Annotated in this window: 11 protein-coding genes; 6 read left to right on the plus strand and 5 right to left on the minus strand. The window is 57.6% G+C overall.

What is annotated here, in order from left to right; genetic code table 11:
* Window positions 1-19: 19 nt before the first annotated feature.
* Complete coding sequence (locus KZ772_RS12790; protein WP_290536925.1) at window positions 20-2,185, plus strand: DUF6160 family protein; 2,166 nt, start codon at window positions 20-22, stop codon at window positions 2,183-2,185.
* 9 nt (window positions 2,186-2,194) lie between these two features.
* Here KZ772_RS12790 and mnmE read toward each other — a convergent pair whose 3' ends face one another.
* From mnmE to rpmH, 4 genes are all read right to left on the minus strand, one after another.
* On the minus strand, window positions 2,195-3,577 hold the full coding sequence (gene mnmE / locus KZ772_RS12795) for a tRNA uridine-5-carboxymethylaminomethyl(34) synthesis GTPase MnmE (RefSeq protein ID WP_290536926.1): 1,383 nt from the start codon (window positions 3,575-3,577) through the stop codon (window positions 2,195-2,197).
* A gap of 143 nt (window positions 3,578-3,720) precedes the next feature.
* On the minus strand, window positions 3,721-5,457 hold the full coding sequence (gene yidC, locus KZ772_RS12800) for a membrane protein insertase YidC (RefSeq protein WP_290536927.1): 1,737 nt from the start codon (window positions 5,455-5,457) through the stop codon (window positions 3,721-3,723).
* Window positions 5,458-5,497: 40 nt separating this feature from the next.
* Window positions 5,498-5,863, minus strand: coding sequence for a ribonuclease P protein component (gene rnpA / locus KZ772_RS12805; protein ID WP_290536928.1), 366 nt, complete (start codon window positions 5,861-5,863; stop codon window positions 5,498-5,500).
* A 38-nt stretch (window positions 5,864-5,901) separates the two neighbouring features.
* A complete protein-coding gene (gene rpmH, locus KZ772_RS12810; RefSeq protein ID WP_011590025.1) occupies window positions 5,902-6,036 on the minus strand; it encodes a 50S ribosomal protein L34 in 135 nt (44 codons plus the stop codon).
* Window positions 6,037-6,632: 596 nt separating this feature from the next.
* On the opposite strand from rpmH, the gene dnaA reads away from it, so the two are divergent.
* From dnaA to KZ772_RS12835, 5 genes are all read left to right on the plus strand, one after another.
* Window positions 6,633-8,042 carry a chromosomal replication initiator protein DnaA gene (gene dnaA, locus KZ772_RS12815; RefSeq protein WP_290510522.1) on the plus strand — a complete coding sequence of 470 codons (1,410 nt, stop codon included), beginning with the start codon at window positions 6,633-6,635 and terminating at the stop codon, window positions 8,040-8,042.
* A 90-nt stretch (window positions 8,043-8,132) separates the two neighbouring features.
* On the plus strand, window positions 8,133-9,233 hold the full coding sequence (gene dnaN / locus KZ772_RS12820) for a DNA polymerase III subunit beta (RefSeq protein WP_290510523.1): 1,101 nt from the start codon (window positions 8,133-8,135) through the stop codon (window positions 9,231-9,233).
* A 313-nt stretch (window positions 9,234-9,546) separates the two neighbouring features.
* Window positions 9,547-10,656 (plus strand): DNA replication/repair protein RecF, encoded by a 1,110-nt coding sequence (gene recF, locus KZ772_RS12825; RefSeq protein ID WP_290536929.1) that lies wholly within the window; start codon window positions 9,547-9,549, stop codon window positions 10,654-10,656.
* A gap of 9 nt (window positions 10,657-10,665) precedes the next feature.
* A complete protein-coding gene (gene gyrB / locus KZ772_RS12830; RefSeq protein ID WP_290536930.1) occupies window positions 10,666-13,083 on the plus strand; it encodes a DNA topoisomerase (ATP-hydrolyzing) subunit B in 2,418 nt (805 codons plus the stop codon).
* Window positions 13,084-13,425: 342 nt separating this feature from the next.
* Window positions 13,426-13,647 carry a hypothetical protein gene (locus tag KZ772_RS12835; protein WP_290536931.1) on the plus strand — a complete coding sequence of 74 codons (222 nt, stop codon included), beginning with the start codon at window positions 13,426-13,428 and terminating at the stop codon, window positions 13,645-13,647.
* 69 nt (window positions 13,648-13,716) lie between these two features.
* Here the strand turns inward: KZ772_RS12835 and KZ772_RS12840 are convergent, their stop codons facing one another.
* A complete protein-coding gene (locus KZ772_RS12840) occupies window positions 13,717-14,076 on the minus strand; it encodes an H-NS histone family protein (protein WP_290536932.1) in 360 nt (119 codons plus the stop codon).
* Between the last annotated feature and the right edge of the window lie 111 nt (window positions 14,077-14,187).

The following is a 14,187-nucleotide window of genomic DNA, read 5'->3' on the forward strand; positions in this document are numbered from 1 at the left end:
AGCCACACAGGTAAACGCCATGACTATATTCAGCCTAACAACCAGATCAATACTGGCCCTGATACCGATAGGTCTTGCTCCCACCGTCCAGGCACTCACTCCCCTTTCCGAGGGTGAACTTTCCAGCGTGGCCGGGCAGGATGGCATTTCCCTGCAAGGTAATATCACCAGCCCGGATATTCGCAGCATCAGTTGGAGCGCTGACAGCTCAACCGTGCAAGCGAATAATATGGCGATCCAGAATGTGGACGGTAGCAGCCCCTACAGCGGGGACCCCTTCACTCTCGCTATGACGATCGATGCGGGTACCGATGGAACCAATCCGTTGCCGTTCATCAATGCAGACGTCACCCTTCCGCGTTTTCGTCTTTATACGGGCGATTTCATTCATAGCGGCATCGGAAGCAGCAATGGCCAGATGGCTCTGGATTCCTCCCTTACCTTTCACTACAGCGGCCCACTGCTTGCGGACACCACGGATAGTGGTTTGACCAGCCTTGCCCTGGACATGGCGCCGTCGACGCTGTTTTACCGCCAGGGCGGCTCGGGTTCTCCGGAATTCGGACTTAACAATCTGGAAGTGGACTTCAGTGTTAGCAATGCCAATCTCAACGCGGACGCCACAGGTCTGATTCTTGACGCCGCACGAGCCGACGTAAAACTGTTGGCGGATTTCACTTATGACTCTGACGGCATTTCGCCGTTCGCCATTACTGAGGCAGATCGGCCCACTCTCACCAGCGGCTGGGCCGGTGGCCTGGAGAACTTTCGTGCCCGGCTGGCCGGCGGCGGTGCCTGGAGCGGTGGCGACGAGAATATTGGCAATCGCAGCGAAGGGCTGAATTTGGCCCTGCGCTGGGATTTTGCCAACGATTTCCAGTGGGTATTGGGTGAAACGGATGACCCTTCCCAAACCCCTCGCCTGGGAACCACCATCCTGTTCGATAAATGGCAGTCACTGGACAGTACTGTCTCCGCCTTCAACTTCCCCAATATTACCCTGGACCCACTGGCCGGCGGTGAGGCTCCTGCCGGGCTTTGCTGGCTGGGGCTGAGTAACACCAGTGGCTGCAGCGATGGCGGCACACTGGTGGATGTGCCCCTGGACAGCACCGGCGGCCTGGCGCTGCTGGTGCGTAATGGCCATCTGGGAGCCTATTCCAGCGGCGTCACCGTACGGGATGATGTCAACGGTGATGGCGAATATCTGAATAACGGCATCGCCGGAGACCCGGGCAATGATGAAGTCTGGACCAAGAACTGGGGGCTGATTTATACCTTGGGCAGCGTGGACGGCAATATTTACCTCTACCCGGGCGGCGGTAACGCTGATACCCACCTGGCCGGCGCCACACTCCCCGGCTTACGCACGGACCTGGTGCTGAAAATCCAGTCGCGGGCCCGCGATGGCGGTGACATGGATAACGATGGCAATACCAGCGAGATTGTCGGCCCCAGCCTGTCCAGCGATGACGCTTACAACCAGTTTACCCGCGGCAGTCACTTCATGATCGCCGACACCGATACCAATTTGGCGGTGGGTTTTCACAGTGTCGACCTGCTGCTGTCCGCCAACGACCTTTATATTTCTGTACTGAACTCCGGGCTGAACCTGAACACCAGCGAGGCCCGCATCCAGTTTCTGGGGCGCTTTGGCGGTGGCCCCTTCCCGGACCTGAGCAGCAACCCGGTCAAAGGGCTGGATATCAATGCCAACCTGGAGTTCAGCCAGTTTGATCTTAACCTGAACGGTTCCCCCAGCTGCGCCAGTCCACCTTGCCCTGTGTACCTGCGTTACGCCGGTGACTTTAGCCTTACAGACCTGGATAGCTCCCTGGCACACACCCAGAGTAGTGACGACGTAATTGATGACGGCACTTTTATTTCTATTTCGGAGCCGGGCCAACCGGATGTGGACCTGCGTCTGGCCCGGATCACGGGGGATATCGCGGTTCGTAACGGCCAACTGGATTTACAATCGACCGCTGACAACAGCAATGGCGATCCGGCCAAACTGCTGATTCAGCAGGAATTGCTGTTTGGGGCTACGGCTGGCGGTGCGGCACTGGAAATTGGGCGATTGGAATTCGGCAACCGCAACCTGGGGACCATGGTGATTCCCTCGGGGCAGCTGCGCACCCGGGTTGGTCTCACCTGCCAGACCACTAATGGGGTTTGCAACTAGGGCGCCTGGTTATTTGCCGATACAGAAGGAAGAGAAAATCCGCCCCAGCAGATCATCCGCGGTAAAAGCACCGGTGATTTCTTCCAGGACTTTCTGGGCGGCACGCAGATCTTCGGCCAGCAGTTCGCCGGCGGCGTGGTCCTGCAGTTGCTGCTCGCCCTTGTCCAGGGCGGCCAGGGCCTGCTCCAGGGCAGTGATATGGCGGCGGCGGGCAGAGAAGCGACTCTGTCCCTCACCCTGCCCCATCCCTTTGAAACCGGCAGCGGCTTTCAGGTGTTCACGCAACTCGGGTAACCCGTCACCGGTGGCGGCGGAGATCACGAAGCTGCCGTTTTCCCGGGGACCGGGGGTCATGCCGGACAGGTCCGCCTTGTTGAGCACCACTGTCACTGGTAACTCCAGGTTTTCCAGTTGCTGCTGGCTCTGCGGCAACAAGCTGTGGATATCTTGTGGATTAACGTCGCCGTCGCGGGAATCCACCATCACCAGCAGTCGGTCGGCTTTTTTCATTTCCGCATAGGCCCGGCGGATCCCCTCCTGCTCCACCACGTCGGCACTGTCACGCAGGCCAGCGGTGTCGATCAGGTTCAGGGGCATGCCGTCGAGCTGGATGGCTTCGCGCAACACATCCCGGGTGGTGCCGGCAATATCTGTGACGATGGCAGCATCAAAACCGGCCAGGGCGTTCATCAGGGAAGACTTGCCGGCGTTGGGTTTGCCGGCGATTACCAGGGTCATGCCCTCCCGCACCAGACGCCCCTGATTGGCCTCCTCCAGCACCCGCTGGCATTGTGCGCGGAGGTCACGCAGATCACCAGCCACCTTGCCGTCGGAAAGAAAGTCGATTTCCTCTTCCGGGAAATCGATAGCCGCTTCCACATAGATGCGCAGCCCGATCAGTTCCTCCACCAGGCGATTCACCTGGTCGGAAAAGACCCCCTGCAGGGAATGCAGGGCGGCACGGGCCGAGGCGCTGGTGCCCGCATCAATCAGATCGGCGATGGCCTCGGCCTGGGTCAGATCCATCTTGTCGTTGAGGAAAGCCCGCTGGGAGAACTCCCCGGCCCGGGCCTGCCGGGCGCCGGCGGCAATGCAGGCGGCCACCAGCATATCCAGGATTACCGGGCCACCGTGGCCCTGCAGCTCCACCACGTCTTCGCCGGTAAAGGAATGGGGCGCAGGGAAGGCAATGACCAGCCCCTCGTCAATGGTCTCACCGCCGGCATCCCGGAATCGGGAGAAATGCGCCATTCGCGGGGTCAGTGAGCGGTCACCAATCAATTTACCGGCAATCGCTTGTGAGTCCGGGCCGGACAGGCGCACCACACCAACACCACCCCGGCCGGGCGCCGTGGCAATGGCAACAATAGTGTCCTGGGCAGTATTTGACATAGAGAAAGCAGCTACAAGCAACACGCTTCAAGCCGCAAGGAAACCCCAAAACCGTGGGAATGTCACGGCATTTACAAGACAGAAGCGCGGGATTGGATTACCTCGATTGGCACCCAGACCTCCCGCGCTTTGCAACTTGCCCGTTAACCTTCGTTTTCGATCTTGCGGGTAATCACCCACTGCTGGGCAATGGAAAGGATATTGTTGGTCAGCCAGTACAGTACCAGACCCGCCGGGAACCACAGCATGAACACGGAGAACACCACCGGCATCCACTTCATCACCTGAGCCTGCATGGGATCTGCCGGCGTCGGGTTGAGACGGGTTTGCAGGAACATGGAGGCGCCCATCAGAATCGGCAGCACGAAGTAGGGGTCCATCACTGACAGATCGTTGATCCACAGGAAGAACGGCGCCTGACGAAGCTCCACGGATTCCAGCAGCACGTAATACAGAGCAATGAACACCGGCATCTGAACCAGCATGGGCAAACAACCACCCAGCGGGTTGATCTTTTCGCGCTGGAACAGCTTCATGGTTTCCATCTGCGCTTTCTGCCGGTCGTTCTTGTTCTGCTCCTTGATGCGCTGCATCTCCGGCGCCACCTTGCGCATTTTCGCCATGGAGCGATAGCTGGTGGCACTGAGCTTGAAGAAGATCGCCTTGATGATAAAGGTCAGCAGGATGATCGCCACACCCCAGTTGGCCACACCGGCACCGATATCGATATCCATGCCGAACACGGACACTTCACCGCTCTGCAGGAATACCAGCAGCGCAAAGATGGGCTGGGAAATAAACCACAGCCAGCCGTAGTCCACGGTCATGTTCAGGCCTGGGCTGATGGCTTCCAGCTTGTCCTGCTTTTTGGGGCCGGCATAGAACTCGGCGTACAGCACTTTTTCTTCACCCGGCGCCACCTTGACGGTGGGTGACACGAAACGCAGCAGATACTGTCCGCGCTTTTTCAGATACACGCTGGAGTAATGATTCTTTTGCTGGGCATCCGGCACCCAGGCAGACACGAAGTAGTGCTGTGCCATGGCCACCCAGCCGCCCTGCACGGTCAGGTCCAGGGGGCTTTCCGCCATGTCTTCGAAATCGAGTTTGTTATAGGGCTTTTCACTATCCCAGTAGGCACCGCCCAGATAGGTGGGCATGGGAATGAAGCCGCTGTTGGACAGGCCCGGGTCGTCGCTGCCATCGCGCTTGATCTGACCATACAAGGCACCGGACCACTCGCTGTTGCCCTGGTTGCGAACAATATGGCTGACACGGACCAGGTAGCTGCCGCGCTCGAAGGTGAAACGCTTGACCAGCTCTGCGCCATTGTCCTGACGCAGGGTCAGGTCCACGTTCAGTTCCTGGTTGCCTTCATCCAGCTGATAGCTTTGCTTGGCAGCACTCCACAAAGGACGGCCGGCGCTGGAATCTGTGCCGTCCTTGCCGATCAGACCACTCTGGGCCACATAGGTGCGGCTGGCATCCTGCTCGAGCAACACGAAAGGCTGGTCCGGGGTATCCGCATGGCGGGGGTACTCTGGCAACGCCAGACGTACGATATCGCCCCCTTTGGGATCGATCTCCACTCGCAGCACATCGGTGCTGACGCGGATGCGTTCCGGTCTGGCAGTAGCGTCGGCGGATTCAGAAGGAGGCGCGTCGGCCTGTTCTGCCGGCGCAGAGGGAATACCGTCGTCGGTAGTCTCGGCCTGGGGTTCGGGGAGGTCGAGCCCGTCGTCATTGCCTTGCGCGTTCTGCGCAACTTCTTCAACGGCGGCTGGCTGGGTCGGATTGGCATAATCCTGTTGCCAGGCCTGAATCATCAGGTAGGAAACGATGGCAATGCCGGTAATAACTAGGGCGCGCTGGATTTCCATAACGGGCTATTCTGTGGCGTGAAAAACGGGCCGCAGTTTCTCAAGCTTGCCCGCACTTAGCAAGCAGCTTGTCGAATAGCTTGCCGAGCTGATCAGTGACTTCTGCCGGGTCCGGGTGATCAATGCGTCCACGTACCAGCAGGATAATGTCCAGACCGGCCAGTTGTTGCTGGCGTAGCCGGAACTGTTCCCGGGCTCTGCGCTTGACGCAGCCACGGTCCACAGCACGCTTGGCACGTTTGCGGCCAATCACCAATCCCAGGCGGGGCAGCGCTTGCTGGTTCGGACAGGCCAACAACAGAAACACCGCATTGCCCACCTTCCATTTGGAGTGGTCGAATACGGTCTGATATTGGGATCCGGTAAGAAGTCTGTGCTGGCGGGTAAAAGCCTGGGTTGTCGGCACTGTTACCTCAGCCAGGAGGGCAGAGTAAAACGGTTGGCTCAGGCAGCCAACCGCTTACGACCCTTGGCACGACGAGCTGCCAGGATTTTGCGACCATTTTTGGTCGCCATGCGAGCACGGAAACCGTGGGCACGTTTGCGCTTGAGTACGCTGGGCTGAAATGTGCGTTTCATGGTGTCTTCCCCATGGAATGAGACATCAATTAGAAGGCCGGCAAGTCTAGGGAAAGCGTAATGCCCTGTCAATCGGCTTTTCAGGCATGTGCCAAGCGGGCTGGAGAGAACTGTTAATAGAACTTAAATATTTAAATGTTTTTAATAGTAGTAGTTATTATAGGGGAAGCGCCTTTTTGTGGATAAGCCTGAAAACCCCTTTTAAATCATTATCTTGCTTCGTTGATAACTTGCGTACCATTGTGTGTAAGTACTGGGGACGAGCGGGGGACGAGCTGTCATTAAATGTGGGTATAAGTTGTACCTCCGGTTATCCACCGGGTTGTGCCTGCATCCCCGCACAGGGTTATGGCCCTAGTTATCCACAGAAATAAAGCCGGAAAAATCCCAGCTGTCCTGTGGATAGTTATCGCGCGGAGGGGGTAGAATGACGGGCTCGATTGCGGTTCATTGACCGAATTTTCATTCAGTTCATAAAAGACGATTCAGGGGCCGGGTGCCGCTGGACTGTGATTTCTGTCGCGGTCGGGTCCCTTCGTTCTTCTGCGCCTGCGGGGCGGAAGCACGGTATCGTTTCAGGATAATAAGGCGTGTGCGTGTCTGAAGAGCTCTGGCAACGCTGCCTGACTCGACTCGAGGATGAGTTGCCGTCACAGCAGTACAACATGTGGATACGGCCATTACAGGTGGCTGCATCTGCGGATGGCGCCGAGCTGACGCTGTTTGCTCCCAACCGATTTGTGGTGGACTGGGTTCGCGACAAGTACATGGATCGCATTGGCGAGGTGCTGGGTGAGTTGCAGAGCGGTGCCCTGCCCCAGTTGCGCCTGGAAGTCGGATCCAGTCGTATGCCAGCACCGCCGGCCCAGTCGTCTTCCTCTGCCCCTGTCAGTGCCGCTACGCCCTCTTCCGGCCATATGCGCACACCCGAGCTGGCAGAGAGCAAACCCCAGCCCACGGAGCTGGGAGGGGCCCGCAAGCATCGCAGCAACCTTAATACCGGTTTCACCTTTTCCACCTTTGTGGAAGGCAAGTCCAACCGCATGGCGGCGGCGGCTGCTCAGCAGGTGGCGGAGAACCCGGCCAGCCATGGCTATAACCCGTTGTTGTTGTATGGCGGTGTGGGCCTGGGTAAGACCCACCTGATGCACGCGGTGGGCAATGAGTTGCTGCGGCGCAACCCCAATGCCAAGGTGGTCTACCTGCACAGTGAGCGGTTTGTGGCAGACATGATTTCTGCCCTGCGCAACAAGACCATCAACGAGTTCAAGCGCTTCTATCGCTCGGTGGATGCCCTGCTGATTGATGATATTCAATTCTTTGCAGGTAAGGAGCAGTCCCAGGAAGAGTTCTTCCATACCTTTAATGCGTTGCTGGAAAATGGTCAGCAGATCATCCTCACCTGTGACAAGTTTCCCAAGGAAGTGGATGGTCTGGAGGAGCGGCTCAAGAGCCGGTTCGGCTGGGGGCTGTCCCAGCCCATGGAGCCGCCGGAGCTGGAAACCCGGGTGGCGATCCTGAAAAAGAAGGCGGAAGAAGCCAAGGTGGATCTGCCCAATGACGCCGCCTTCTTTATTGCGCAACGAATCCGTTCTAATGTACGGGAACTGGAGGGGGCGTTGCGCCGGGTGATTGCCCATGTGCGTTTCACCGGTGCGCAGATCGATATCGGCCTGATCAAGGAGGCGTTGAAGGATCTGATTGCCCTGCAGGCACGGCAGATCAGTATCGACAATATCCAGCGGGTGGTGGCCGAGTACTACAAGATCAAGATCAACGACCTGCTCTCCCCGCGGCGGACCCGCTCGGTGGCGAGACCCCGGCAGGTGGCCATGGCCTTGTCCAAGGAACTGACCAGCCACAGTCTGCCGGAGATCGGTGAAAATTTTGGTGGCCGTGATCACACCACCGTCCTGCATGCCTGTCGCAAGGTCTTGCAGCTGCGGGAATCCAATCCGGAAATCGAGGAAGACTATCAGAGCCTGTTGCGGACGCTAACGTCCTGATGGGGGAGTCCGGCCGGGTGGCCGGTTCTGTATACAGTAAAGGAAGGGGCTGGGAGCCTCTGGCCCAAATAACCAGAACGGGAAAGCGCGATGAAATTCTCAATCAATAGAGAACAACTGCTCAAGCCCCTGCAACAGGTGGCCGCAGTGGTGGAAAAACGGCAGACCCTGCCGGTGCTGTCCAATGTCCTGCTGGAAGTGGGTGACGGACAACTTTCCATGACCGGCACTGATCTGGAGCTGGAGCTGGTGGCTCGCCTGCCCCTGGAAGGGGAGCATCAGGCAGGGGAAACCACAGTGCCGGCCCGTAAGCTGGTGGACATTGCCAAGAGCCTGCCAGCGGAAGCAGACATCCGTTTCGAAGTGGATGGTGAGCGTATGCTGGTCCGTTCCGGCCGCAGCCGTTTTACCCTCTCTACCCTGCCCGCTTCCGAGTTTCCCAACCTGGAAGAAGATGCCGCTGGCTCCAGCCTGGATATCCAGCCGGGTGTGCTGCGTGGTCTGATTGACCGCACTGCCTTCTCCATGGCCCAGCAGGACGTGCGCTATTACCTCAACGGCATGCTGTTCGAGCTGAAGCCGGGGCGCTTGCGCGCCGTGGCCACCGATGGCCACCGTCTGGCCCTGTGCGATGCGGAGCTGGATGTGCCCGTGGAAGAAGCCTCGGTGATCCTGCCGCGTAAAGGGGTGATGGAGTTGTCGCGCATCCTTGGTGATGCCGGCGAAAATGCCCGCCTGACCGTGGGTCGCAACCATGTCCGTATCGTGGTGGGTGCCATCACTTTCACCTCCAAGCTGGTGGACGGCAAGTTCCCCGAGTATGACCGGGTGATCCCCAAGGAAGGTTCGCGCACCATTATTGCTGACCGGGAAACCCTGCGTCAGGCCCTGGCTCGGGTGGCGATTCTGTCCAACGAGAAATACCGTGGTGTGCGGGTGCAGCTGTCCGAAGGCAGCCTGCGCATTGTTGCCAATAACCCGGAGCAGGAAGAAGCGGAAGAGGAAGTGTCCGTGGACTTCAATGGTCAGCCTCTGGAAATCGGCTTTAACGTGAGCTACCTGCTGGACGTGCTCAACACCATGGCTGGCACCCAGGCGGAGCTGGAAATGGGTGACAGCAACAGCAGCGCCCTGGTGCTGGACCCGGAGAGCAAGGCGGCTTTGTATGTGGTCATGCCCATGCGGCTGTGATCCGCAGTCCTTGCTCCTCCCCAAATACCCGGCCATCGCGCCGGGTATTTTTTTGCCCGGGATTTGCCGGCTGAGGTAAATGCATCGACATCATTACCATGAAGGATGCAAAGCACAGAGTTGAAGATCCTGTGCCAATGAATATGGTGCCCTCCTGGTCGAAAATGGGTTTTCCTCAGTGAGCTTTGTGTTCTCTGTGGTGGAAACAGTTTTAGCATCATCGCCCCTGCCCTCTCCCTGAGCTACAATCGGTGCAGTCATTTCTTGTCGCTGCGGCGGCTTCCCTGGTTGCTGTGGGTGGGGATTCCTTTCTATGTTGAGCCGTCTCCAGCTCGGAGATTTTCGCAATTACCGTCAGTTGGATATTGCTCTCTCCCCTTCCCTTAATGTGATTCTTGGCGATAACGGCAGTGGCAAGACCAGCCTGTTGGAGGCCATCTATTTCATTGGTAGTGGTGGTCGCTCCTTTCGGGGTGGCAGGCTGTCTCGGCTGGTCCGTGATGGCGCGCCGGCTGCCACCTTGTATGCGGAAGTATTAGCGGGAGAAAAACACCACCGGTTGGGGGTCCGTCGCACGCCTGGTGGCATTGATGCCATCAAGCTGAATGGGGAAACCCCGAAAGCTCTCAGTGAGGTGGCTGGTCTCCTGCCGGTTTTAGCCTTGCACCCCACCTCGGTGGAGCTGGTGTTTGGTGCCTCTGCCCTGCGCCGGCGCTTCATGGACTGGGGAATGTTCCACGTGGAACATGAATTTATGCCGGTATGGCGGACTGCCTCGGCGGCCCTGAAGCAGCGAAACGCCCTGCTGCGTACCGGGCGTCCGAACCCCCGTGAACTGGGGTTTTGGGACCAGCAACTGGCGCAGACTTCTGATAGAATCGAAGGGTTACGCCGTAGCTATCTGCAAGCCCTGCAGGCAGGGCTGGATACGGTGTTGTCTCATCTGGCGCCAGAGCTGAAAATTCGGGTCCAGCTACAGACGGGGCTGCAAAAAGATGAAAGCTATGCGGATGCCCTGTCTCGCCTTCGCCCTGACGATATCCGTCGCGGGTTCAGCCAGGCGGGGTTTCATCGCAGTGATATTCGTATCGAAACCCGGGGAGTGGTGGCGCGAGATCGCCTTTCCCGGGGGCAGGCCAAGCTGGTTGCCTATGGCCTGGTGCTGGCCCAGCTGCCCTTGATCAGTCAGGCGGGGAAAGTCTGTACCCTGCTGGTAGATGATCTGGCAGCGGAGCTGGACGAAGAACACCGTAATCAGATGCTGGGTTATCTGGCCTCCACGGGCCACCAGACCCTGATTACCGCACTGGATCAGCCTCAATGGCAGGCTGTGGTGCAGCAGAATAAAGCGTTACGGGCGATCGAGAGCAAAATGTTCCACGTGGAACATGGCCAACTTCGGCCCCTCACCGGGAGTGAATAAGGAAATACCATGGCGGAGAAAAATTACGATTCATCCAGCATTAAGGTGCTGAAAGGGTTGGACGCCGTTCGCAAGCGCCCTGGCATGTATATCGGGGATACGGATGATGGCACTGGCCTGCACCATATGGTCTTCGAGGTGGTGGATAACTCCATTGACGAAGCCCTGGCTGGCTTCTGTTCCGAGATCAAGGTGGTGATCCACCCGGATGAATCCGTGTCCGTCCAGGACGATGGCCGGGGTATTCCCGTGGACATGCACGAAGAAGAAGGGGTGTCCGCTGCCGAAGTGATCATGACCGTGCTCCATGCCGGCGGGAAATTCGACGACAACACCTACAAGGTGTCCGGCGGCCTCCATGGTGTGGGGGTTTCCGTGGTGAATGCCCTTTCCGAAGAGCTGAAGCTGACCATTCGCCGTAACGGCCAGGTCCACGAGCAGGTCTACCGTCACGGTGTACCGGCTATGCCACTGGAAGTGGTGGGCACTACCGACAGCAGCGGGACAGCCATTCATTTCCGCCCTTCTCCGGAAACCTTCACCAATATCAAATTCCACTACGATATTCTCGCCAAACGTCTGCGGGAGCTGAGCTTCCTGAACTCCGGCGTGCGTATTCACCTGCTGGATGAGCGTAACGGTGAGGAGGATGTGTTCGAGTATGAAGGTGGTCTGAGTGCCTTTGTCAGCTACCTGAACGAAAACAAGACGCCCCTGAACCAGGTGTTTCACTTTCAGTTTGACCGGGAAGAAGACGGTATCGCCGTGGAAGTGGCCATGCAGTGGAACGATTCCTACCAGGAAAACCTGTTCTGCTTTACCAACAACATTCCCCAGCGGGATGGCGGTACTCACCTGGCGGGCTTCCGCGCCGCCCTCACCCGTACCCTGAATAGCTACATGGAAAAGGAAGGCCTGCTCAAGAAGGAGAAGGCCAACCCCACCGGGGATGATGCCCGGGAAGGTCTTACCGCGGTAATTTCTGTAAAAGTGCCGGACCCCAAGTTTTCCAGCCAGACCAAAGACAAGCTGGTGTCTTCAGAGGTGAAAAGCGCGGTCGAACAGACCATGGGTGAGCTGTTCCAGGATTACCTGCTGGAAAATCCCCAGGAAGCCAAGGCTATTTCCTCGAAGATCATTGATGCGGCCCGCGCCCGGGATGCGGCGCGCAAGGCCCGGGAAATGACTCGCCGTAAAGGCGCACTGGATATTGCCGGCCTGCCCGGCAAACTGGCTGACTGCCAGCAGAAGGACCCTGCCCTCTCCGAACTCTATATTGTGGAGGGTGATTCTGCGGGGGGCTCTGCCAAACAGGGCCGCGATCGCAAGAATCAGGCGATCCTGCCGCTGAAGGGCAAGATCCTCAACGTGGAAAAGGCGCGCTTCGACAAGATGCTCTCCTCCCAGGAGGTGGGCACCCTGATCACCGCCCTGGGCTGTGGTATCGGCCGCGATGAATACAATGTGGAAAAACTCCGCTACCACCGCATCATCATCATGACGGATGCGGACGTGGATGGTTCCCACATCCGTACCCTGCTGCTCACCTTCTTCTTCCGTCAGATGCCGGAGCTGATCGAACGGGGCTATATCTACATTGCCCAGCCGCCGCTCTACAAGGTGAAAAAAGGTAAGCAGGAAACGTATCTCAAGGATGATCCGGCCATGGAGGAGTATCTGACCACCCTGGCTCTGGAGAAAACTGCCCTTTATCCGGGGGACGATGCACCGCCAATCAGCGGCGAGCCCCTGGCCAACCTGATTGCGGAATACCGCAACGTGATGAAGATTGTCGATCGTCAGTCCCGGGTGTTCCCCAAGGAAGTGCTGGAGCAGATGATCTACATGCCTTCGGTGAACGAAGAAGGCCTGAAGGATCAGTCGGCCATGGAAGACTGGTGTCAGGTGCTTGGCAAACGAGTGGATGCCATCACCGATGCCACCCAGACCTTTACCATCACTGCCGCCCGGGACGAGGAGCGGGGCCTGTACCTGCCACGTGTGCAAGTACTCGCTCACGGTGTGCCTCGCGAATACCGGGTAACTCTGGATTTCCTGCAATCGCCGGATTACCAGAAGATCAAGGCGCTTGGGGAAACCCTGGAAGGCCTGCTGGCTGCCGATGCTTATATCCAGCGTGGTGAGACCCAGCGTCCCATTCGCCACTTCGCCGATGCCCTGGAATGGCTGATGGTTCAGGCTCGCCGTGGCACTAGCTTCCAGCGCTACAAGGGGCTGGGCGAAATGAACGCGGAACAGCTGTGGGAAACCACCATGGATCCTGAAAGCCGTCGTATGCTGCAGGTCACCATCGAGGACGCCATCGCCGCAGACCAGATCTTTACCTGCCTGATGGGTGACGATGTGGATCCGCGCCGGAAGTTTATCGAGTCCAATGCCCTGCAGGTTTCCAACCTGGATGTCTGATACGGGTTGCTCACCGCAATGAACAGAAAAGGGGCCAGTCGGCCCCTTTTCTGTTTCTGTCCGGCCGCCCTTTTTTGTTCTCCCCTTCTCCTCCTTGTTTGATAGCAATCGTAAAAGCTGAATTGAATGTTGTTCAGTTTGTAAACAAATGAGTGTATTTTGTAATCATAATAAAGCTAAGGTTCGCTAAGCCGGATTTCAGGTTGGCAATTTCACGCTGGACCGGGAAAACGATTGTGGATTATCCGGACTTTTTTCCGGATTGTGCTGCTGCTGGTATGTGACAGCAATGCGAGGACCCGCAAAACCTCTCTGGTGATGAAGTCGGGATAAAGGAGTCGCATGGTGAAAAAGGAAAGGGATTGCCGCGGCCAGTATCGTCGCAAGGTGAAGCGCGGCGCTTGGCATCATCTGTTCAGTCTGTTGCCGCTGACCGGTATGGCGGGTTTGTTGCTACTGGCAATGGTGACGGTATTGATACCGGCCTGCCAGGCGTTGCAGAACTCGGGCGGGCCGCAGGAAACGTCCCGGGATAGCCGCTTGCCGGCGGCGTTAAGGGGCTAGCCGGAACGGCATAAAAAAAGCGAACCCTGAGGGTTCGCTTTTTGTCGCGTATCAAGTAACAGTGCTGCGTTACTCGACGGCGAAATCTTCCAGCTTGGCGCCCTTCTCCAGTGCGCCCTGCAGCCACAACGGACGTTTGCCACGGCCGGTCCAGGTGTTGCTGCTATCGTTCGGATCACGGTATTTCACCTTGGCCGGACGACGCACACCGGTTTTCTTCTTGGCGGCTTTCTTGCGGGTAGTTTTCTTTTTGCCGGCGGTATCCTTCAGCAATGCTTCCGGAGAGACGCCCAGATCCTTGGCCATTTTCTCAAGTACCGCCTGAGCATTCTTCAGCTCTGCCTTGCGCTTCTTGTCCAGTGCGGTTTCCGCTTGCTTGATCAGTTTTTCCAGTTCATCAACGGAAAGTTCATCAAGATTAATGCTCATTGAGTAGCCCTTGTTATCGATGATTAACAGCGGCACAAACTCTAGTTATTTTACCGGGGAAAGGCAATTAAACTCGCGGCAGATGGACAATAAAAAAACGATTTTAAAAGA

The sequence above is a fragment of the Alcanivorax sp. genome, assembly GCF_019431375.1.
In the GTDB taxonomy this organism is placed as follows: domain Bacteria; phylum Pseudomonadota; class Gammaproteobacteria; order Pseudomonadales; family Alcanivoracaceae; genus Alcanivorax; species Alcanivorax jadensis_A.